Here is a 19,337-nt window from a genome sequence, read left to right on the forward strand (position 1 = left end):
GGGAGGAAATAACAATGAACAGAATGTTAGGCAGATCGCAAATATCGGTAAGTCCGCTCGGTCTGGGCTGCTGGGCCATCGGCGGGAAATTTACATTGGACGGCTTGGCGGATGGATGGGGAGAGGTGGACGAACGCGAATCTATGGCGGGAATTCATGCCGCATTGGAAAGAGGCGTTAACTTTTTTGATACGGCAGATGTGTACGGAACGGGGCATAGTGAACGGGTCCTGGGCCAAGCGCTAAAGGGAAGACGGCAGGAAGCGGTGATAGCCACCAAATTCGGTTATACGTATGATGAGTCAACAAAGGAAGTTTTCACTCGTCACAATGTATCAGCGGATTATGTTCGCAGCGCGTGCGAGCGATCACTTCAACGCCTGGATACCGATTATATTGACGTCTATCAAATTCATGTAGGCGGATTAAGTCTTGGCGAGGTAGAATCAGTGATTGATACCTTGAATGGTCTTCGTCAAGAAGGACTGATCCGTACGTATGGTTGGAGTACATGGGATGTGGACAATGCAAAAATTTTCGCTCAAAAATCGGAAGCAGCGGCAATCCAACACGTGCTGAATGTTCTCAGTGACGACAAGGAAATGCTTGCCCTTTGCGAGCGTTATGGTTTAGCAAGCATCAATAATACCCCTTTGGCTATGGGACTGTTGAGCGGGAAGTTTAATCACGACTCCAGATTCAGTGATCAAGATGTCAGGGGGAGCGGTCACGATTGGGTTTCCTACTTCAAGGACGGTAAACCCGTACCGTCGTTCCTGACTAAACTTGAGGCGGTCCGGGAGATTCTAACCAGTGAAGATCGGACTTTGGTTCAAGGGGCGCTGGCATGGATTTGGGGAAGAAGCCACGCGGCGATCCCGATTCCAGGATTTAAAACGAGGAAGCAAGTAGAGGAGTTAACTGGAGCCGCTCTTTTCGGACCGTTATCGAACGGACAAATGAACGAAATTGAAGAATTATTGGGCTCGTTGTAAAATGCTACTATCATTACATACGAGTTATGCAAAAAATGATGGTCAAGGAGTGAGGGAACATGGATTTGAGATACCCGATAGGACAATTTGAATGGGAAGGGCAATCGACGCCTGAACAAAGGGAGCTCTGGATTCAAGAGATTAAGAGCCTGCCGGAGAAACTGAAGGCGGCAGTCCAGGGACTGAGCCAGGAGCAGCTGAATTTATCTTATCGAGATGGAGGCTGGAGCATCCGACAGGTCGTTCACCATCTGGCAGACAGTCATATGAACAGCTATATCCGGTTCAAACTTGCTTTAACGGAAGACAATCCGACGATTAAACCGTATGACGAGCAGAAGTGGGCAGCCCTCCAGGATTCATTGACTCTGGATGTTGACGCATCGCTTGTATTGATTGAAGGCATACACGCCAGATGGGCCGCTTTATTAGACATCATGAGTAACGAAGACTATCTCAGAACGTTCTATCATCCCGAGAACCAGCAAAAAACCAGCCTGGAATACGCCACGGGCATGTACGCCTGGCATGGGAAGCACCATACTGCACATATCACATCGGCAAGAGAACGATTGAAATTGTAGTTGCTACACATCCTACTCCGTCACCAGGCGGAGTTTTTTATGTGTCACCATGTCGTGATATCTAACTTGATTGTCGCAATTTTACACTGTGAATCGGGCGGTTCGTGTGATAGATTAATGGCATGATGTCTTAATATTAGATACTGAGGTGACGAGAATGATTAGAATCGGAAAAATTAGTTATTGGCATGTGCACGCTTGGGATTATACGAAACAAGCACAGGAGCATCCGGATGCTCAAATCGTAGCGGTATGGGATGAGAACCCGGAGCGCGGAAGAGAAGCTGCGGAGAAGCAAGGCGTATCTTTTTATGAGTCCCTGGATGACATGCTGCAAAGTGACGAGATCGATGCCGTGATCGTGGATGCTCCGACATCCATGCATAGAGAAGTAATGTTGAAAGCAGCGGCAGCAGGCAAACACATTTTCACGGAAAAAGTAATTGCCGCCACCCTTCAAGAGGTCAACGATATTATCAAAGCCGTGAATGAGAACCAAATCAAATTCACGGTATCGCTACCGCGACTGAATGACGGCTACACCTTGGCGATCCGTGAGGTATTGCAGCAGGAGCTGCTCGGCACCGTAACACTCGTTCGCGTTCGCTTATCTCATAATGGCGCGACTGCCGGTTGGCTGCCTGAGCATTTCTACAGCCTGGAGGAGTGCCGCGGAGGCGCCCTGATCGATCTGGGCTGCCATCCGATGTATTTGACACGCTTGTTCCTCGGTGAAGAAGCGGTTGATGTCCATGCGAATTTCGGATACATCACGGGTAAAGAGGTGGAAGACAACGCCGTTGCTACCCTCTCTACGGCTACGGGGGCTGTCGGTGTCGTAGAAGCCGGATTTGTTAACAGCTTCTCACCATTTACGATTGAAATTCATGGTACGGATGGTACGATCCTGTACGGTACGCCGGATAGCAAACTTCTGATTCGTTCAACGAAAAAAGAAGAGTACAAGGATGCTTGGGTTGAGCTGCCGGTACCGGCGAATCGTGCAAGTGCATTTGAACAATGGATTTCCCACATTCAAGAAGATACCATTGCAGAGGAAAATATCGCATATGCGGTTGAACTAACCAAACTGATGGAAGCATCCAACCGTTCGGCCAAAGAGCATCGAGCCATTCGTTTGGATGAACTGCAAGCATAAGATACAGGGATGATGCATCAGGATGAATAACCATTTTCCATACGAATTGATGAAAGATCGGCAGGATGCCTTGGAGCGGCTTGATCTGAGAGTTTATTGGGGACGTTATGAGATCCGGGTTCTTCGGTTCCATCTCACCACCTTTCCGCCAGGAAAGATTGTCTCCTTCCACAAGCATGCGGAGTATGAGTTTCATTTCATACCCCGCGGCAAGGGGACCGTTATTATGGAAGAGGAGCCTTATCCGCTGCGGGAAGGCATGTTTTATTTAACGGGTCCGAATGTGCTTCATTATCAGGAGGCGGATACAGCAGAGCCAATGGACGAATTATGTCTGCACGTGGACATTATTTCACGCGATGAGGTATCCGATCATGAGAGCCCGGCCCTGCCTGTTTCGGATCCATGGGAAATGGCGGAAGCCGATGACTGTATGGAGAAGCTGAGGGGATTACCGCTGAAGCCAACGATGGATATCCATCGTGCGATGCCTTATTTCCTTGAGGCTTATCAGGCTTCGCAGGAGAAGTATTCGGGTCTGTATACAACGATTAAGCAGTGCATTATTCAAATATTGCTGCGCGCTGTACGTGCATATGAATCCGAGCCATCGGAAGCGGAGCTGCCTTCACGGGATATGAAGGCTTACCGCTATCAATTGGCGCTGGAGTATATACATGCGAACTCTTCGGGAGAGGTTGTACTGGATGACGTGGCGGAGAAGCTGCATATCAGTTCGAGGCAGCTGCAGCGAATATTCAAGGAGCAGGCGGAAGGGCAGTCCTTCAGCGAAATACTGGAACACGTCCGCCTTGAAGCCGTATGCAGGAAGCTAATTGATACCAATTGGTCGATTGATAAAATCGCCATCCACGAAGGCTTCTCAAGCGGAAGTTATTTGCATACCGTGTTTCGAAAGAGATATGGATATACGCCATCAACATATCGAGCAATGAATGTGAAATTGTAGGGGGAGTATCAGCCATGGGCAAAACCATTCGAATTGGAATTATTGGAAGCGGCGGCATTGCGGGGGAGCATGCAAAATATTATAAACGAATCGACGATGTACAGATTGTCGCCGTAGCTGATATTTTACCCGGCAGAGCCGATCAATTTATTGAGCGCTGGGGACTGCAGGGGGCAATCGGATTTGATGATCACCGCAGATTGTTAGATCTCGACCTGGATGGCGTAAGCATTTGTACGCCCAACGTCGCTCATTACAGCACCACGGTCGATGCGCTGTCAGCGGGCAAACACGTAATGCTCGAAAAACCGATGTCGGTCACTTTGGATGAAGCTATCGAGATGGTCCAGATCTCGAAGAAAACCGGGAACATGCTCAATGTGGGTTTCCAGCCGCGTTATGATCCGAACATGGGCATCATTAAGAATCTGATTCAAAACGGCGAGCTTGGAAAAGTGTATTATGTGGAAACCGGGGGCGGTCGCCGCCGTGGAATGCCGGGCGGCACGTTTGTCCGGCAGGAGATTTCAGGGGCAGGCGCCATGGCGGACATTGGCTGTTATTCCTTGGACATGGCCCTGAACGCGCTGGGTTATCCCAAGCCGTTGACGGTCACCGCGTATACATCGAATTATTTTGGAACGAACCCCAAATACCACTCCGAATCCGGAGCGTTCAATGTTGAGGATTTCGGCGTAGCGATGATTCGATTCGAAGGAGATCTTGTGCTTAACTTTAAGACTTCATGGGCTATGCATATGGATACCCTGGGGGCGACCATGTTCCTTGGAACGGATGCGGGCATGAAGATTACACCTGCAGGCTCAGGCCCTTGGAGCGGTGTGTGGGACGGGAAGGTAGGATCGATCTCCTTGTTCCACGATATCCAAGGTCATCATACCGAAAGCGCCATACCGCTGATCAGCCATGAGCTTAACGTATTTGAGGAGAAAATCAAGGATTTCGTAAGCGCTGTGCGCGAAGGCAAGCCGGCGCCGATCCCGGGCGAGCAGGTGCTTCGGAATCAAGCGATTCTGGACGGCATTTTGCGGTCTTCCCAAAGCAAAAAAGAGGTTGAGATTCATATTCCGGACTTGGATTAATGGTAAAAAAGCCGCGCTTGCAGCGCGGCTTTTTTATGTGCTTTATGATACTTGCATGGTGATATTTTTAACATATAAAAGCTTCCATTTTTTAGATGGATATGATAGTATGAATGCGAACAATTGTTCCTCGGGAGAGTTGGATCGGACCCATACATAATATCCGGAATGAAGGATGGTGCAGACCTGATGACTGATCGATATGCTGAAATCGATGAGGTAATCGCGTATATTCACAAAAATATTTATGAGCCTCTTCCGTTATCGACACTGGCGGATTACATAGGATACAGCCCATATCATTTTTCGCGTATATTTAAAGATCGAATCGGACTGCCACCATTATATTACGTGTCCTCGCTTCGTTTGGAGAAGGCGAAGGACTTGCTATTACATACCCATCTGAGTATCCGGGATATCGCCATGGAGATCGGTCAGCAGAGTCTGGGCACATTTACGACACGCTTCACGGAAAGAGTAGGAGTGACCCCTTCCCAGTTTCGGAATTCGAAGGATGAGGCGGACGAGCATCTGTCCTCCCTGCAGAAACTGAACAGCTGGCGTGACTCCATACCGGTAGAGAATCCCAATCTGACAGTTGAGGGCACGGTAGAGGCAATGGCTCCCTTTCAGGGCGTCATCTTGATCGGGCTGTTCGCCAAGCCGATTCCCGAAGGGCTTCCATTATACGGAACTTTGTTATCTTCCGTCGGCTCGTTCCGGTTCGGAGACGTCAGACCCGGAACATATTATCTGATGGCTACCTCGGTCCCATGGGGTATGCAGGCGGTTGATTTCTTGCTTCCTAAGTCGACCACGCTGCGTACTCGTTCGAAGGAACCCATTATCGTTACCCCAAATGCTAAGACCCCGCATCTTCATGTAACCCTGCATGTTCCCCGGCTGGATGATCCGCCGATTCTGATTTCTCTGCCATTATTAATGAATCACTTCCTCAAGAGGGTTGCTCCCATGCTGCGTTGAGCCATGGAGAGGATCGGTTCGTATATTGATACATTTTTGGCATTGAAGGGGACCGCACACCTTGCAACTCTTCATTGCATTTCGTTGACATTTGGGTTCCGATTCCTGATACTTGAATGAGGGCGAACGGCTTAGGGTAGTAGTATGCAGTATGTAAGTAAGAACGAGAGATTTGAGGTGGCCCCTGTGATTGTTGTAAGCTCATGTTTAGCCGGTTTGAAGGTTCGTTATAACGCTACGGACAGCTTGGATGCGAATATTCAGCAGCTGGTTGAAGCGAAGAAAGCTGTGACCGTATGTCCCGAACTGCTTGGCGGATTCTCAACTCCACGGGAGCCTGCGGAGATCGTTGGAGGAAACGGCGATGACGTACTGGCAGGGAATGCTAGAGTTGTTGAGTTATCCGGGAAAGACGTGACCGAGATGTATTTAAAAGGTGCCCACCAAGCGCTTCGAGTGGCACAAGAGCTCGGAGCATTGCTGATCGTACTGAAAGAGAGCAGTCCTTCCTGCGGCAGTGCCATGATTTATAACGGAGAATTTGCCAATGAGAAGATAGCCGGTTATGGCGTGACTACGGCTCTGCTGCGCAGGGAAGGTTATACGGTTATTTCGGAACACGACCTTAGAACCTATGCAGCACAGCCGGAATACGCCTCTCTTTTTGCTGTGAGTTAATATGCTCATCGGGTTCGTGTAATTTCGTCCTGCACTATAATTATGATAGAATTATCATATCGACTGCTTACATGTTGTGATTCTTTATATTGGAGGGAATTATGGAACTCATAAATCAAACTGAAGTACAACAAATGATTGATAAATTGAAGGATCAGGATTTATATATTCATCTTGAGATGACGACAGGCGCTTACGCTGCCCATTATGACAGCTCGAAGCACCCAGCGGCTAACTTTATTACAAATGCAACGATTCGTTACAGCCACGGTTCGATATCCGGCAATGGACCCTATCGGGTTGGATTGAAAATGAGCCAAGGCTGGGTGTATACGGAAGGACTCACCCATTTCGAACAGACGGATACCGATCGGCTGATCATGGCGGGTCATGACAGTCAGGGTAAACTGGTTGTCGCTTTGCAGCTGAGCCGGGAGCCTTTTTAATAGAGAGAGGAGACGAGGATTGATGGAGCAAAACATACTGGTCGTATTGCCGCACCCGGATGATGAAGCATTTGGTTTATCCGGGACATTGGCTAAATATATTATGGAAGGCGCTCATGTTACCTATGCCTGCTTAACGCTTGGGGAGATGGGCCGCAATATGGGCATTCCTCCGTTTGCGAACCGTATCACATTACCGACCATTCGCAAAGCAGAGCTGGAGGAATCCTGCAAAGCGATAGGCATACAGGATTTGAGATTGCTTGGTTTCCATGATAAAACGATTGAATTCGAGGATCAAAATAAGCTGGATAGCGCGATCGCCTCTCTGCTTCAGGAGATAAAGCCATCGCTGGTGTTCACGTTCTACCCTGGATATAGCGTTCACCCTGACCATGACGCAACGGGCGCAGCCGTAATCCGGACGATTCAGCGGATGCCGGCCGGTGATAGACCTGTCGTTCAATGTCTGGCATTCTCCAACAATTGTGAGCAAGAATTGGGTAAACCGGATGTTTATCAAGATGTATCCATGTTTATGGTACAGAAGCTGAACTCCATTCAAGCCCATCGCTCTCAATTCCAGGCAGCAGAGCTGCTGGGCAAGAAACAGATGAAAGCCAAGGAAGTGGAGCAGCGCTTCGGAACGGAACGTTTCTGGACCTATACATTTGAATAATTTCCCCGTCATGGGATGAATCCATGAAGAAGAGCCACAGGATCTGTGGCTCTTTTTTGCATGGTTTGGGTCTAATTCGTTAAGTCGGTTTCGGTTGATATCGAAGGAGGACAACCCCCGAACCAAAGGCTCGAGATTCAACAAGCTGAAGATGAATCCGGTTGCGGAGAGAATGGAACATCGGCGTGCCGCCTCCCAGAACAATCGGATGGATATAAAGACGGTATTCATCAATTAAGTCTTGCTCCATGAAGGACGCAGCGATTCCGGCTCCCCCGAGATCCATGTGCAGGCCAGGCTGGAGCTTCAGCTCCTCCATGAACTCTTTAATATTACCCCTGACTAAAGTAGAATTCCAATCCACATGATCAAGCGTCGTGGAAAAAACAATTTTCTTTTGATTCTTCCATTTCCGAGCATATTCAATTTCGTAGTCGGGTGCCTCCGGACTAAGATCTGCGGTTGGCCAATACGATGCCATATTGGTGTAGAGTCGCCGGCCGTATAAATGAATATCGATTTCGTTCTCCGCCTCATTAAAGTATCGGTGCAGCTCCTCATCGGGCGTGGACCAATCGATAAGATGATCCTCGGTTTCGATGAAACCGTCAAGCGATACCATCATGGAATAGATTACTTTTCTTGGGGATGACACTTCGGTCCCTTCTTTAAATGAATTCATCGATAATCACCTTCCTTGTCTTTATAGGACAACGATAGCATAAGCCTTCTGAGAAGGTTTCTCATCATTTGCTATCTAGGAGGCTGTACGAATCAACAGCAAATACTAGGGGCTGCTTATAGATAAAGGATAAAGAGTGCCCTTCATGCAGAAGGAGGTTTTACCCGTCTCCTCCGATACAACGAGTACCAGGGCATCGCTGATTTCCGACAGGCCAATGGCTGCACGATGACGGGTTCCGAGCTTGCGATCCCCGTAGGTTTTGGCTGTTAAAGGCAGCACGTTCGCAGCGGAAATAATCATCTCTTTGCGTACGAGCACAGCTCCGTCGTGAAGCGGGCTGCCTGGAACGAATATGGATTCAAGCAGGGGGCTTGTGATTTCTGCGGACAAGGGAATGCCGGGCGTTATTAACGAATCCAGGCCGTCTTCCCGTTGAATCACAATTAATGCACCCAGATTTTTTTGACTGAGATGATATATGGATTTAGCGATTTCTTGATATTTGCTGGTGAAGGGGAAGAGAAAACAATTGAGATAATACGTTGATGAAATCGATTCAGCTTCCAAAAATTTAGTTCTGACAAGATCCAGCTCGCCCAGCAGACATGAACTGCCCTGGTCCAAATTGACGATGATATGCTGCAATTGTCTCGTGATATCCGTGAGCTGTTCCTTCAATTTGTTTTTCAGCGGCGTAAAATTGCAATCCTGATTTTGCATCCGACATCTTCCTCCTTATCATTGGTATCATTACCATTCTGTATTATCGATATTCTCTAAAGCAGGCTGGGTTTCTCCTATAGTTAAACCCGGAAAATCGATTTATTAGTAAAACTGATAAATGCTATAAGAACATTGTAATTGACCGGTCTAGGTAAGCTGTGATAGGTTCAGAGGAGTAATAAAATTAATTGTATCGTAATAGTAGGAATTAATAATGTGCGCTTTTGAGAGGTGGATATTGTTGGAACTTCAAGTAATGAACAGTCCTTTTAATCAGGAACAGGTGGAACTGCTGAATCGCCTTCTGCCCACTTTGACGGAATCCCAGCGGACCTGGCTCAGCGGATATATCGCTGCATTACAGGGAACGGCAGCCGCAGCAGCAGTTGCGGCGGCACCACAAGCAAACACGTCAGCCGCTGTATCGGCACCGGTGGCGACGGCTGCTAAAGAAGTCACAGTCCTGTACGGATCCCAGACAGGCAATGGTCATGGATTATCGAAAAAGTTATCGAAGAAGCTGGAAGAGGTTGGCCTTCAGGTCACGATGTCTTCTATGAGCGATTTTAAACCGAACAACCTGAAGAAGTTACAGAATCTCCTTATTATCGTCAGTACGCATGGAGAGGGCGAACCGCCGGATAACGCCATACCATTCTATGAATTTCTGCACAGCAAGCGGGCACCTCAGGTAGACCATCTTCAATATTCCGTACTGGCGCTGGGGGATACCTCGTATGAATTTTTCTGCCAAACGGGTAAAGATTTCGACAAGCGGCTTGAGGAATTGGGCGGTAAGCGGCTGACGCCAAGAGTTGACTGCGATGTAGACTTTGATGAGTCGGCTGCTGAATGGATGAACCAGGTTCTTCTATCGTTGAATGAGGCTGGAACGGGATCACTCGTTGTTGAAAATGGGAGTGCGGTAGCCCTGAGCGATAGTACGGAATCGGAATTTTCAAGAAGCAATCCATTTCAAGCGGAAATCCTCGAGAATTTGAATTTGAACGGAAGAGGATCCGACCGTGAAACACGTCATATCGAAATTTCTCTTGAAGGATCGAATTTGCAGTATGAGCCGGGCGATAGCTTAGGAATCTATCCGGAAAATCATCCGCAGCTTGTGGATGATCTTATCGCTGCTATGGGATGGAATGCTGATGAAGTGGTCGTCATTAATAAACATGGTGAAGCGCGAGCGCTTCGGGATGCCTTGCTCCGTCACTACGAAATTACGGTTCTCACGAAACCTCTGATCGAGCAAGTGGTTAAGGTCTCAGGGAATGAAGGACTTCGAACATTGCTGGAGCCAGGTCATGAGCAGGAATTGCGTACCTATATCGAAGAAAGGGATTTGCTCGACCTGGTACAGGATTATGGTCTGCAGCAAGTGCCGGCAAGCGAATTTGTATCCATACTGCGCAAAATTCCTGCCAGGCTGTACTCGATTGCCAGCAGCTCCAAAGCCTTCCCCGATGAAGTCCATGTTACCGTTCGGACGGTCCGTTATGAAGCACATGGCCGCCACCGCTATGGCGTCTGCTCCGTACAATTGGCAGAGCGTCTGGAAGCTGGCGATTCGCTGCCGGTATACGTTCAGCACAACCCGAACTTTAAGCTGCCCGAGAATCCGGATACCCCGATCATTATGATCGGACCTGGTACAGGCGTGGCACCTTTCAGAGCCTTTCTGGGGGAACGGGAAGAGACTGGGGCAGAAGGGAAATCATGGTTGTTCTACGGAGATCAGCATTTCTCGACGGACTTCCTCTACCAGATTGAATGGCAGCGTTGGTTGAAGGATGGAGTACTGACGCGCATGGATGTTGCTTTCTCTCGGGATACGGACAAAAAAGTGTACGTACAGCACCGCATGCTGGAGAAGAGCAAGGATCTATACCAGTGGCTCCAAGAAGGGGCTTGCGTATATGTCTGCGGCGATGAGAAGAGGATGGCTCATGACGTGCATTCCGCGCTCGGGTCCATTCTCGAGCAAGAGGGCGGCATGAGTCCGGAAGAAGCTGCGGAATATCTGACGCTCATGCAGCAACAGAAACGTTATCAGCGGGATGTGTATTAAGATCATCCCTGTGGTTTTCGAGAGGAGAAAAGAAACATGTCTGATAATAACCTTGTATCACCAAACAGTGCGCCGCATAGCGATGTCGAGGACATCAAGCGTCGAAGCAATTATCTGCGGGGCAGTCTTGTAGAGACGTTAGAGGATCGCATTACGGCATCGATTCCCGAAGACGATAACCGGCTGATGAAATTCCACGGCAGTTATATGCAGGATGACCGGGATTTGCGTAACGAACGACACAAGCAAAAGCTGGAGCCTGCTTACCAGTTCATGCTTCGTGTTCGGGCCGCGGGCGGGGTCGTGACGCCGGAGCAATGGCTGATGATGGACCGCGTAGCCCAGAAGTATGCAAACGGGACGATTCGATTGACAACGCGTCAGTCTTTCCAGCTTCACGGTGTATTGAAGTGGAATATGAAGAGCACCATTCAGGAAGTCAATGAAGCCATGCTTAGCACATTGGCTGCTTGCGGCGACGTGAATCGTAACGTGATGTGCAATCCGAACCCTTATCAATCGGAAATTCATTCGGAGGTATACGAATGGGCACGCATGCTTAGCAGTCATCTCGATCCGCGGACGCGTGCGTATCATGAGATTTGGCTGGACGGCGAGAAGATCGTAGACAGCCTGCAGGATGCGGAGGAACAGGAGCCGATCTACGGTCCGGTGTACCTGCCGCGGAAATTCAAGATTGGGATGGCCGTGCCGCCTTCCAATGATATTGATGTATTTTCCCAAGATCTTGGCTTTATTGCGATCATTGAGGGCGGCGAGTTGAAAGGTTTTAACGTCTCTGTAGGCGGTGGCATGGGGATGACGCACGGTGATACGTTGACCTATCCACAAGTGGCGAAAGTCATTGGTTTCTGCAAACCCGAGCAGATCGTTGATTTGGCCGAGAAGACGGTGATGATTCAACGTGATTACGGAGACCGTGCGGTGCGCAAGCATGCTCGTTTCAAATATACGATTGATGACCGTGGGATTGACTGGTTTGTCAACGAGCTCACCAGCCGTCTGGGATGGAAGCTGGAGGAGGCAAAGCCGTTCCATTTCGACCATAACGGCGATCGGTACGGCTGGGTAAAAGGGAGCAACGGCAAATGGCATTTTACACTGTTCATCCAGAACGGGCGTGTGAAAGACGAAGCCGATTACCTGCTGATGACAGGTCTGCGCGAAATCGCTCAAGTCCATAATGGAGATTTCCGTCTGACGGGCAATCAGAATCTGATCGTTGCCAATGTCAGCAGCCACAAGAAGAAAAAGATTGAAGAACTCATCAAGCGTTACGGGCTTACGGACGGTAATCATTATTCTGCCCTGAGAAGAAATTCCATGGCATGTGTAGCCCTACCGACCTGTGGATTGGCGATGGCAGAATCCGAGCGATATCTGCCGACGTTATTGGATAAAATCGATGTCATTCTGGAAGAGAACGGACTTCGCGAAGAGGATATCGTCATTCGAATGACCGGATGCCCGAATGGATGTGCCAGACCGATGCTGGCCGAAATCGCATTTATCGGAAAGGCGCCTGGCAAATATAATATGTACCTGGGTGGAGGCTTCTCCGGTCACCGGCTAAACAAGCTTTATAAGGAAAACATCGGTGAGGCCGAGATTTTGGATTCCCTTCGTCCGATCATGAAGCAATACGCACAAGAACGCGAGCAAGGCGAGCATTTCGGTGACTTTGTCATTCGCGCCGGCTACGTGAAGGAAGTATTGGACGGACAACAATTTCACGCATAATGGTACTACTCAGTACTAAACAAACCGGAGTTTCTCTTTTAGGAGAGCTCCGGTTTGTTTTGTTTATGTACATTAGATTGAGATCAATTAAAACCGTTTGGGGTGTTCGTCCGTCTTAACCCATATTTCAAACAAAAAGAGCCGCCTCTTGAAATGGGAGGCGGCTTTTATGGTTGTTCATTGCTCCAATACGGCGGCGGTGTTCGGTTTCTTTTTAAACAATGGGATCAGTATCGCCGAACCTGTCAGGAACAAGAGGGAGCTGACCGCATAAACGGCGAACAGGGACAGCTGGTCTTTGAGCAATCCTCCCAAAGACATGCCCAGCACCATCATTCCCATAAAGATCGGGGTTAGGGTACCGCCCACCCGACCAATGTACGGCCCCTCCGTATGGTTTAGGATCAGGGTGTTGATTCCAATGTGGATGGTGGGATAAAAGAATCCGTTAAGCACTAGAAGCAGCAGCGTAAACATGATGCTGGTCGACCAGCCGATACCGAGGTTCCCGATAGCACTAACGGTCAGACCGAGAGCTAGCAAGGTTTGTGGGGGTATTTTCTTGGCAAATGCCATGACGAAGCCTCCTCCGACGAGCATCGCCGCACCATTGACCGTTAACAGCCATTGCAAGAATGACTTATCCTGACCAAGGTTCTCAATCGTCACAAATATCGCGAGCGGCTGAATAAGTCCCGCTGCCAAGCCAGCTGCGGCGAAGGTCGCGCCAAGGGTTCGGAGCGCTTGATTATTCCATACATAGCGAAGGCCTTCGGTAAGCTCTTGTTTCAGATTCTGCTGCTTGGCTTGTGTCTCTTTCTGCAAATCACGGGGCAGCAAAGTCAGAATCAATCCAGAACCCAGGAATAACACGCCTGTTGCGATCAGCGATGTTTCAATGCCGAACTTTTGATATACAAACGCACCTGCGATCGGGCCGATGACCGTAAAGAAGGCAACCATAGACTGAAACATGGCCATCACGGATTGCAGCTGATCAGCGGGTACATGCTGTTTGAACAGCTTCATCGCAGAGGGCTGAGAGAATTGTGACATAACAGCTGAGAAAAATGTGAGTACCAGCAATGCCTGCCACGACCCGTTATGAACGGCGATCAATACGAGAAATACCGATACCCCAGACAATGCATCAGAACTAATCATCGTACGCTTAGGTCGCCAGCGGTCCGCGAAAGTACCGCCGATGAAGGCAAACAAGAAAATGGGTGCAAATTCGACTACGGATATGAGGGACACATACACAGGGTTGTTGCCTGTCATGTCGGTAACGTATAGCAGAATGGCAAAGTTACGAACCCAAATGCCAAGATTCAAGAGAACGCGTGACAAGACAATCGTTCGAACATAGGGATTGTTAAGCAAAATAAGGTGTCTCCTTTCGGGATCTGTACGTAACAGATCGGATATCGTACAAAACAAGCGAATGCGCATTCCGTTGTTTATTACATAGACATAATATTATTTTGTCTATAAAATATCAACTCTTTTTTTATTTTGTCTAGTTTATTCTCGCGAAAAAGAAGGAGCTGGTGGGTTGTATATGAAGGGTTACATTCGAATTCATATTCGAGAGGTATCTCCGCTGCACGAGGCGCCGGAAGCGCATCGCCTTATTGAAACAGGTCATGGCAGGGGAAAGGTGATCTTACTAGTCGGTGATCAGCTCTGATTGATTTTTAAGGAAGGGCATGTGTCTATTTTCCGGATCTACGCTCTTAACCTTGTTCAAGGGACTTAATAGAGATATAATGGACAGGGGTATTTATTGAATACCGGCTACAGATTCAATGATGAAAGAGAGCGGAAACGTATGGGCCGTAAATGGAATAATATTAAGGAAAAGAAAGCATCCAAGGATGCTAATACAAGTCGCGTATACGCGAAATTCGGTGTGGAAATCTATGTTGCTGCCAAAAAAGGCGAGCCGGATCCCGAGTCCAACCGTGCGCTGAAGGTTGTTCTTGAGCGTGCCAAAACATACAACGTGCCGAAAGCCATTATTGACCGCGCCTTGGATAAAGCCAAGGGCAGCGGGGATGAAAATTATGAAGAGCTGCGCTATGAAGGTTTTGGTCCGAATGGTTCGATGATCATTGTTGACGCTTTAACCAACAACGTCAATCGTACGGCGCCTGCTGTACGTTCTGCCTTTAATAAGAACGGCGGCAATATGGGCGTCAGCGGTTCGGTATCTTATATGTTTGATCCTACCGCAGTAATCGGCGTCGAAGGCAAGTCGGCTGAGGAAGTCATGGATCTGCTGCTTGAAGCCGACCTGGATGTACGTGACATTCTGGAAGAGGAAGAAGCTGTGATCGTCTATGCTGAACCCGATCAGTTCCATGCGGTTCAGGAAGCATTCAAGGCTGCTGGAATTACGGAGTTTACCGTTGCCGAGCTTACCATGCTGGCACAGAATTTTGTCTCCTTACCGGAAGACGGACAGGTACAGTTCGAGAAGCTGATCGATGCACTGGAAGACCTCGAGGATGTTCAGCAGGTGTATCACAACGTGGAATTTGAGGAATAGTCCGTAACGATTGATATCTTAATTCATTAAAAAACCATCGTATTCAGGAATTCTGAGTACGATGGTTTTTGTTTTTAGCCATTTATTTTAGCTCAAGCAAACGACCAGGAAAAGCAGCTTATTTGTCGGCATGAACCATAATCACTTCGGCAGAAGTGAATGCTGGTATGGACATGGTCATGATCGGGGAGTGGAAGACCACGATTTTCATGCCGGGTTCCAGCTTCTCGTCGGGATTCAGTCCAATCACTTGTGTATCCTTGGAGATGTTGATGATGATGTCGTTGTCCGTGGATTGATCTGAACCTACATTGATATACAGTTGATCCTTGGACGTGCGCTCGGATGCAGTTATCGTACCTTCGACTTTGGGCGCTGAGGTGTCGGAGACCACAATCTTATCTGCATGCGGCAGGGCAGGGTAAATCACGGACACGTATTCAGCTTCGATTCGCAGGCCTGATTTCAAGGCTTCGGCTGTTAATGATTTGCCTCCAGCATCTACAATCTTTGTGTCGCCATCAACAGCGAGCACGACGTATTCGAGGTCACCTGCTTTAGCTGGTTTACCGGAAATCGTAATTCTTCCATCCTTCATTTCTGTAAGGATGCCGTCAATGCCGGATACCTGCTCCTGATCGTTATTCTCGGTATTCGTGTTGACACGTATATAATTCGTTGAGGATTGAGGCGGCATGCTCAACGCCACATAAGGTCCATAGAAAGCACGAATGCTCATGCCGGCTTCCAGGTCACTTGCTTTCAGCGTGCTGCCGTTTTGATCGATGATTATCGCTTTTGGATCCAGATGAAGCAGAATGGTCTCTTCACTGTCGTTGTACAGATTGGTTCCCTCCACCAGAATGCCTTGTTTGGTTACCTCAGCGATGGTTCCATCCATACCGGCAAGGTCGTTATCCTGAACGATGATCGTAAGCGCCGAACCTTGAGCGGGTAGGCTCTTCGTTATGTTTGGGCTGTAGAAAGCCTTTATCGCTTTGTGTTTATCTACGATCGTTTGCAGCTGGACTTGGTTCCCTTTGGCATCGATAATTTTAGTATCTTTGGATATGGAGAGCTTGATTTCTTGTTGATCGGTTGCCGCTAAACCACGGCCGGTTACGGTAATCCATTTGCCTGTTTTGTCATTTACGAAGTCCGTTATGTAACCCATGGTCCCAGGTACGCTCTTCTTCACCTGGTTCATGATGTTGTTCTGTCCCGTATGGGCTGAAGCAGGAGGGACGTCCTGTGCATTCGCTGCTATCGGCAGTGCCGCCATCGCGAGAACCGTAGCGGTTGCTAGTACTTTGTAGATTTTTTTCATGGTAGGTATCCTCCAATTGTAAATTATCCTAGAACGCCAGGATACAGCCAAGCCGTATGATGAATTGGTAAAATGTACTTGCTGCACCACTATAGACGGGAGATAGGATAAAAGGTTGCAGCACCATGAAAAATCATGAAGACGGATCCTGTGAAGAAGAAACGCTGCTTCAGCTATTGGACGAATTGAATCAACGATAAACATTCCATCATTACATTAATGTGTAATAAATTAGATTCTGCGGTTTACAAATGAGCTTCATTTAGGATATAAACGATCTAAATGATGTCAACAACTTCATCCAGCGTGAATAGTTCAAGAATTGAGGGATGACCTATGAATCTTCATGCACTACGCATTTTTAATGATGTGTCCAAGACAGGGAGCATTACGAGATCCGCGGGCAATCTGCTGTTAAGTCAACCAGCCGTTACGGCCCAAATCCGCAATCTGGAGCGGGAGCTCGGCATGAAATTGATTGAGGCTAACGGACGCAATATTCAATTGACGGAAGCTGGTATAGCGTTGGCCAGGCATTCCCAGCGGTTATTTGCAATGGAAGCCGAGATGGAAGAGATGATGGAGGCCATCAAATCCGGTCAGCAGGGAAGTTTGCGCATATGTGCGACGGAGCTGCCGGAGAGCACTTTGCTGCCCGGGTGGCTGGTTGGATATAAGCAGCGGCATCCAAGGATGGATGTGCAGTTGTTTAAAGGAAATTCCCGAACCGCACTGCAGCGGTTACAGGACAATTCGGTGCATATCTCCATCGTATGCGGCAGCTGGCCGATCGAAGCGGAAGATATTGAGTCTTTTACGATTATGGAAGATGAATTAATTTTTGCCGTACCTGCCCTACATCGACTAGCCAACAGAGAAGTGACTTTTCTCGAGCTTATGGAGGAGCCCTTTGTACTGAGGGAAGAAGGAAGTTATACGCGGAAACAGTTATCGTCGCTAATTGAGGCCACGGATGCACGCGAGCCTCGCTGTTCCATAACGATAGAGGGGTTGAAGGAATCCATTGAAGCGGTTAAAGCGGGATACGGAGCTGCACTAGTTCCTGCGCTTTCTATTAAGAAAGAACTGGCTTCGGGCGATCTTGGCAAGGTTGAAGTGACAGGCGTAACTTTCCCGCACCCTATTTGGATATGCACCAAAAGACAAGAAGCGGGACTCGCGCAAGTCCATACTTTTATTTCCTATATTCAAGCGGATATCCGCGAAAAAAACCAGTATATCCATGGATGATGAAGGCTTGCCTTTGATTCATCCATTTTTTTTATGAAACGAAGTGAAAACCGTATTATTTATTTATCAGCATTTGGAGTACACTCGGTTCAAGCAGACGCTGAATAAAGTTGAGAAGGAGTGGGCTACATGAGAGCATACCTGTTTGAACATTTGGAATTTGTGCGTACACAAACCTTGAATCTTGTAAGGGATGTCCCGGATGATATAGCGGAGATGATTCCTCGTGGAATGAATAACCACGTAAAGTGGAATATGGGACATGTCTTATTCACAATGGAACGGTTTGCGTTCGGCGTGAATGGAGAAACCATGAACCTTCCCGGTCATTATACCGAGCTGTTCCGATCGGGTTCAAAGCCAAGGGAGATTAGCGCAGCATGGCCATCCATGCACGAGCTTCTCGGACTGCTTGAGGGTCAGGTCCATCGAATCGAACACAGGTACAGGGCGCATCTGCACGATACGGTCTTGTCTCCCTATACAACTTCTAAAGGTTTAAAGCTAACCCGGGTTGAAGAATTCTTAAGCTTTTGCTTATATCATGAAGGCATGCATTTTGATAAAATGAAATCGATTCTCAGCCAAAATATCCAGAAATTTGACATATTATGAAGGACTCTCATACGTTATGGCGAATATATTCGGAGTAGGCTGTAAAGTGAAAGAGGGTGACCCGGCGTTATCAAGTTAGATCTGTATATACGGCGAATCGCATTTGCCTCTGTATTGAAGTGTGCGGCGTGAAGAGAACACTTGAATACAACTTGAAGAGGAGTCAGGCAAATGGATATCGTTACGGAAAGATTAATGATTCGTGAGTTTCAACCAGGTGATTGGCATGATGTTCTTCAATATACATCCGATCCTAAGGTGATGCATTACATGCCCGAACCTGTGTATACGGAAGAAACCGTAAAACAATTTCTTGCGCAGAACAAGGGGGATGCAGCCCATCACTTTGCGGTTATGCTGCAGGCAGAACAGCATGTAATTGGTCACATGGTGTTTCATCCATGGTTCGGCGAACATACGTATGAAATCGGCTGGGTGTTTAATTCGACGTATCACCGTAGGGGGTACGCCACGGAAGCCGCCAGAGCTTTGCTTCAGCACGGATTCGAGGTATTAGGGTTGCATCGGATCATTGCGACATGCCAGCCTGAGAATGCACCTTCGTACCGGGTGATGGAGAAGCTGGGCATGAGGAGAGAAGGCTATTTCCAACAGTGTATCCCTCGTGGAGATATTTGGTGGGATGAGTATTTCTATGCTATGCTGAAGTCTGAATGGCGTACAATTTCATAGTTTTGTTGTTATAATATGCTGTGCCCAATGTATCTCTCATAACAATGAGGTGC

At 48.1% G+C, this 19,337-nt stretch carries 20 protein-coding genes; 16 read left to right on the top strand and 4 right to left on the bottom strand.

From position 1 onward, the window contains the following. Nucleotides 1-14: 14 nt before the first annotated feature. From ACETK5_RS08965 to bshB2, 9 genes are all read left to right on the top strand, one after another. Nucleotides 15-995: an aldo/keto reductase gene (locus tag ACETK5_RS08965; protein ID WP_394055175.1), complete on the top strand. Its 981-nt coding sequence runs from the start codon at nucleotides 15-17 to the stop codon at nucleotides 993-995. Between the two features lie 59 nt (nucleotides 996-1,054). Then, complete coding sequence (locus ACETK5_RS08970) at nucleotides 1,055-1,579, top strand: YfiT family bacillithiol transferase (RefSeq protein ID WP_326113253.1); 525 nt, start codon at nucleotides 1,055-1,057, stop codon at nucleotides 1,577-1,579. Nucleotides 1,580-1,736: 157 nt separating this feature from the next. Continuing rightward, nucleotides 1,737-2,738 (top strand): Gfo/Idh/MocA family protein, encoded by a 1,002-nt coding sequence (locus ACETK5_RS08975; RefSeq protein ID WP_394055176.1) that lies wholly within the window; start codon nucleotides 1,737-1,739, stop codon nucleotides 2,736-2,738. A gap of 22 nt (nucleotides 2,739-2,760) precedes the next feature. Then, nucleotides 2,761-3,708 (top strand): AraC family transcriptional regulator, encoded by a 948-nt coding sequence (locus ACETK5_RS08980; protein ID WP_100537698.1) that lies wholly within the window; start codon nucleotides 2,761-2,763, stop codon nucleotides 3,706-3,708. Nucleotides 3,709-3,722: 14 nt separating this feature from the next. Further along, the gene (locus ACETK5_RS08985; protein WP_326113254.1) at nucleotides 3,723-4,811 is read left to right on the top strand and encodes a Gfo/Idh/MocA family protein; all 1,089 of its coding nucleotides are present in this window, start codon (nucleotides 3,723-3,725) and stop codon (nucleotides 4,809-4,811) included. Nucleotides 4,812-5,000: 189 nt separating this feature from the next. After that, nucleotides 5,001-5,795, top strand: a complete 795-nt coding sequence (locus tag ACETK5_RS08990) for a helix-turn-helix transcriptional regulator (RefSeq protein ID WP_100539430.1) — start codon at nucleotides 5,001-5,003, stop codon at nucleotides 5,793-5,795. A 186-nt stretch (nucleotides 5,796-5,981) separates the two neighbouring features. Then, a complete protein-coding gene (locus ACETK5_RS08995) occupies nucleotides 5,982-6,473 on the top strand; it encodes a 2-thiouracil desulfurase family protein (RefSeq protein WP_100539429.1) in 492 nt (163 codons plus the stop codon). Between the two features lie 101 nt (nucleotides 6,474-6,574). Continuing rightward, a complete protein-coding gene (locus tag ACETK5_RS09000; protein ID WP_100537696.1) occupies nucleotides 6,575-6,919 on the top strand; it encodes a YojF family protein in 345 nt (114 codons plus the stop codon). A 22-nt stretch (nucleotides 6,920-6,941) separates the two neighbouring features. Then, the gene (gene bshB2 / locus ACETK5_RS09005; protein WP_100537695.1) at nucleotides 6,942-7,598 is read left to right on the top strand and encodes a bacillithiol biosynthesis deacetylase BshB2; all 657 of its coding nucleotides are present in this window, start codon (nucleotides 6,942-6,944) and stop codon (nucleotides 7,596-7,598) included. A 79-nt stretch (nucleotides 7,599-7,677) separates the two neighbouring features. Here the strand turns inward: bshB2 and ACETK5_RS09010 are convergent, their stop codons facing one another. Continuing rightward, nucleotides 7,678-8,280, bottom strand: a complete 603-nt coding sequence (locus ACETK5_RS09010; protein ID WP_100537694.1) for a dihydrofolate reductase family protein — start codon at nucleotides 8,278-8,280, stop codon at nucleotides 7,678-7,680. Nucleotides 8,281-8,385: 105 nt separating this feature from the next. Then, nucleotides 8,386-9,003: a sporulation-specific diadenylate cyclase CdaS gene (gene cdaS / locus ACETK5_RS09015; protein WP_394055180.1), complete on the bottom strand. Its 618-nt coding sequence runs from the start codon at nucleotides 9,001-9,003 to the stop codon at nucleotides 8,386-8,388. A 244-nt stretch (nucleotides 9,004-9,247) separates the two neighbouring features. On the opposite strand from cdaS, the gene ACETK5_RS09020 reads away from it, so the two are divergent. Further along, nucleotides 9,248-11,086: an assimilatory sulfite reductase (NADPH) flavoprotein subunit gene (locus ACETK5_RS09020; RefSeq protein ID WP_100537692.1), complete on the top strand. Its 1,839-nt coding sequence runs from the start codon at nucleotides 9,248-9,250 to the stop codon at nucleotides 11,084-11,086. A gap of 36 nt (nucleotides 11,087-11,122) precedes the next feature. After that, on the top strand, nucleotides 11,123-12,847 hold the full coding sequence (cysI, locus tag ACETK5_RS09025; RefSeq protein WP_394055182.1) for an assimilatory sulfite reductase (NADPH) hemoprotein subunit: 1,725 nt from the start codon (nucleotides 11,123-11,125) through the stop codon (nucleotides 12,845-12,847). A 177-nt stretch (nucleotides 12,848-13,024) separates the two neighbouring features. On the opposite strand, the gene ACETK5_RS09030 is transcribed toward cysI, so the two are convergent. Continuing rightward, the gene (locus ACETK5_RS09030) at nucleotides 13,025-14,230 is read right to left on the bottom strand and encodes an MFS transporter (protein WP_394055184.1); all 1,206 of its coding nucleotides are present in this window, start codon (nucleotides 14,228-14,230) and stop codon (nucleotides 13,025-13,027) included. 112 nt (nucleotides 14,231-14,342) lie between these two features. Here ACETK5_RS09030 and ACETK5_RS09035 point away from each other — a divergent pair, with 112 nt between their 5' ends. Together ACETK5_RS09035 and ACETK5_RS09040 are read left to right on the top strand one after the other, a co-directional pair. Further along, nucleotides 14,343-14,537 (top strand): zinc-binding dehydrogenase, encoded by a 195-nt coding sequence (locus ACETK5_RS09035; RefSeq protein WP_394057365.1) that lies wholly within the window; start codon nucleotides 14,343-14,345, stop codon nucleotides 14,535-14,537. Between the two features lie 141 nt (nucleotides 14,538-14,678). Next, nucleotides 14,679-15,398, top strand: coding sequence for a YebC/PmpR family DNA-binding transcriptional regulator (locus ACETK5_RS09040; protein WP_100539426.1), 720 nt, complete (start codon nucleotides 14,679-14,681; stop codon nucleotides 15,396-15,398). A gap of 118 nt (nucleotides 15,399-15,516) precedes the next feature. On the opposite strand, the gene ACETK5_RS09045 is transcribed toward ACETK5_RS09040, so the two are convergent. Beyond that, a complete protein-coding gene (locus ACETK5_RS09045; RefSeq protein WP_394055186.1) occupies nucleotides 15,517-16,725 on the bottom strand; it encodes a peptidase in 1,209 nt (402 codons plus the stop codon). A 336-nt stretch (nucleotides 16,726-17,061) separates the two neighbouring features. On the opposite strand from ACETK5_RS09045, the gene ACETK5_RS09050 reads away from it, so the two are divergent. The 3 genes from ACETK5_RS09050 (at nucleotide 17,062) to ACETK5_RS09060 (ending at nucleotide 19,284) form a co-directional block, all read left to right on the top strand. Next, entirely contained in the window at nucleotides 17,062-17,976 is a 915-nt protein-coding gene (locus ACETK5_RS09050; protein ID WP_394055188.1) for a LysR family transcriptional regulator, read from the top strand. 129 nt (nucleotides 17,977-18,105) lie between these two features. Further along, nucleotides 18,106-18,591: a DinB family protein gene (locus ACETK5_RS09055; protein ID WP_326113260.1), complete on the top strand. Its 486-nt coding sequence runs from the start codon at nucleotides 18,106-18,108 to the stop codon at nucleotides 18,589-18,591. Between the two features lie 171 nt (nucleotides 18,592-18,762). Continuing rightward, a complete protein-coding gene (locus ACETK5_RS09060) occupies nucleotides 18,763-19,284 on the top strand; it encodes a GNAT family N-acetyltransferase (protein ID WP_326113261.1) in 522 nt (173 codons plus the stop codon). Nucleotides 19,285-19,337 lie beyond the last annotated feature (53 nt).

The sequence above is a fragment of the Paenibacillus ilasis genome (assembly GCF_043195395.1).
GTDB lineage: Bacteria > Bacillota > Bacilli > Paenibacillales > Paenibacillaceae > Paenibacillus_AQ > Paenibacillus_AQ lautus.

Bases quoted from the DNA above. Each gene is read 5' to 3' on its own strand.
- ACETK5_RS08975 (WP_394055176.1), top strand. From the start codon at position 1,737: ATGATTAGAATCGGAAAAATTAGTTATTGGCATGTGCACGCTTGGGAT.
- ACETK5_RS09050 (WP_394055188.1), top strand. From the start codon at position 17,062: ATGAATCTTCATGCACTACGCATTTTTAATGATGTGTCCAAGACAGGG.
- ACETK5_RS08990 (WP_100539430.1), top strand. From the start codon at position 5,001: ATGACTGATCGATATGCTGAAATCGATGAGGTAATCGCGTATATTCAC.
- ACETK5_RS09040 (WP_100539426.1), top strand. From the start codon at position 14,679: ATGGGCCGTAAATGGAATAATATTAAGGAAAAGAAAGCATCCAAGGAT.
- bshB2 (WP_100537695.1), top strand. From the start codon at position 6,942: ATGGAGCAAAACATACTGGTCGTATTGCCGCACCCGGATGATGAAGCA.
- ACETK5_RS09055 (WP_326113260.1), top strand. From the start codon at position 18,106: ATGAGAGCATACCTGTTTGAACATTTGGAATTTGTGCGTACACAAACC.
- ACETK5_RS09045 (WP_394055186.1), bottom strand. From the start codon at position 16,725: ATGAAAAAAATCTACAAAGTACTAGCAACCGCTACGGTTCTCGCGATG.
- ACETK5_RS08980 (WP_100537698.1), top strand. From the start codon at position 2,761: ATGAATAACCATTTTCCATACGAATTGATGAAAGATCGGCAGGATGCC.
- ACETK5_RS09000 (WP_100537696.1), top strand. From the start codon at position 6,575: ATGGAACTCATAAATCAAACTGAAGTACAACAAATGATTGATAAATTG.
- ACETK5_RS09010 (WP_100537694.1), bottom strand. From the start codon at position 8,280: ATGAATTCATTTAAAGAAGGGACCGAAGTGTCATCCCCAAGAAAAGTA.
- ACETK5_RS09060 (WP_326113261.1), top strand. From the start codon at position 18,763: ATGGATATCGTTACGGAAAGATTAATGATTCGTGAGTTTCAACCAGGT.
- cdaS (WP_394055180.1), bottom strand. From the start codon at position 9,003: ATGCAAAATCAGGATTGCAATTTTACGCCGCTGAAAAACAAATTGAAG.
- ACETK5_RS08970 (WP_326113253.1), top strand. From the start codon at position 1,055: ATGGATTTGAGATACCCGATAGGACAATTTGAATGGGAAGGGCAATCG.
- ACETK5_RS08965 (WP_394055175.1), top strand. From the start codon at position 15: ATGAACAGAATGTTAGGCAGATCGCAAATATCGGTAAGTCCGCTCGGT.
- ACETK5_RS08985 (WP_326113254.1), top strand. From the start codon at position 3,723: ATGGGCAAAACCATTCGAATTGGAATTATTGGAAGCGGCGGCATTGCG.
- cysI (WP_394055182.1), top strand. From the start codon at position 11,123: ATGTCTGATAATAACCTTGTATCACCAAACAGTGCGCCGCATAGCGAT.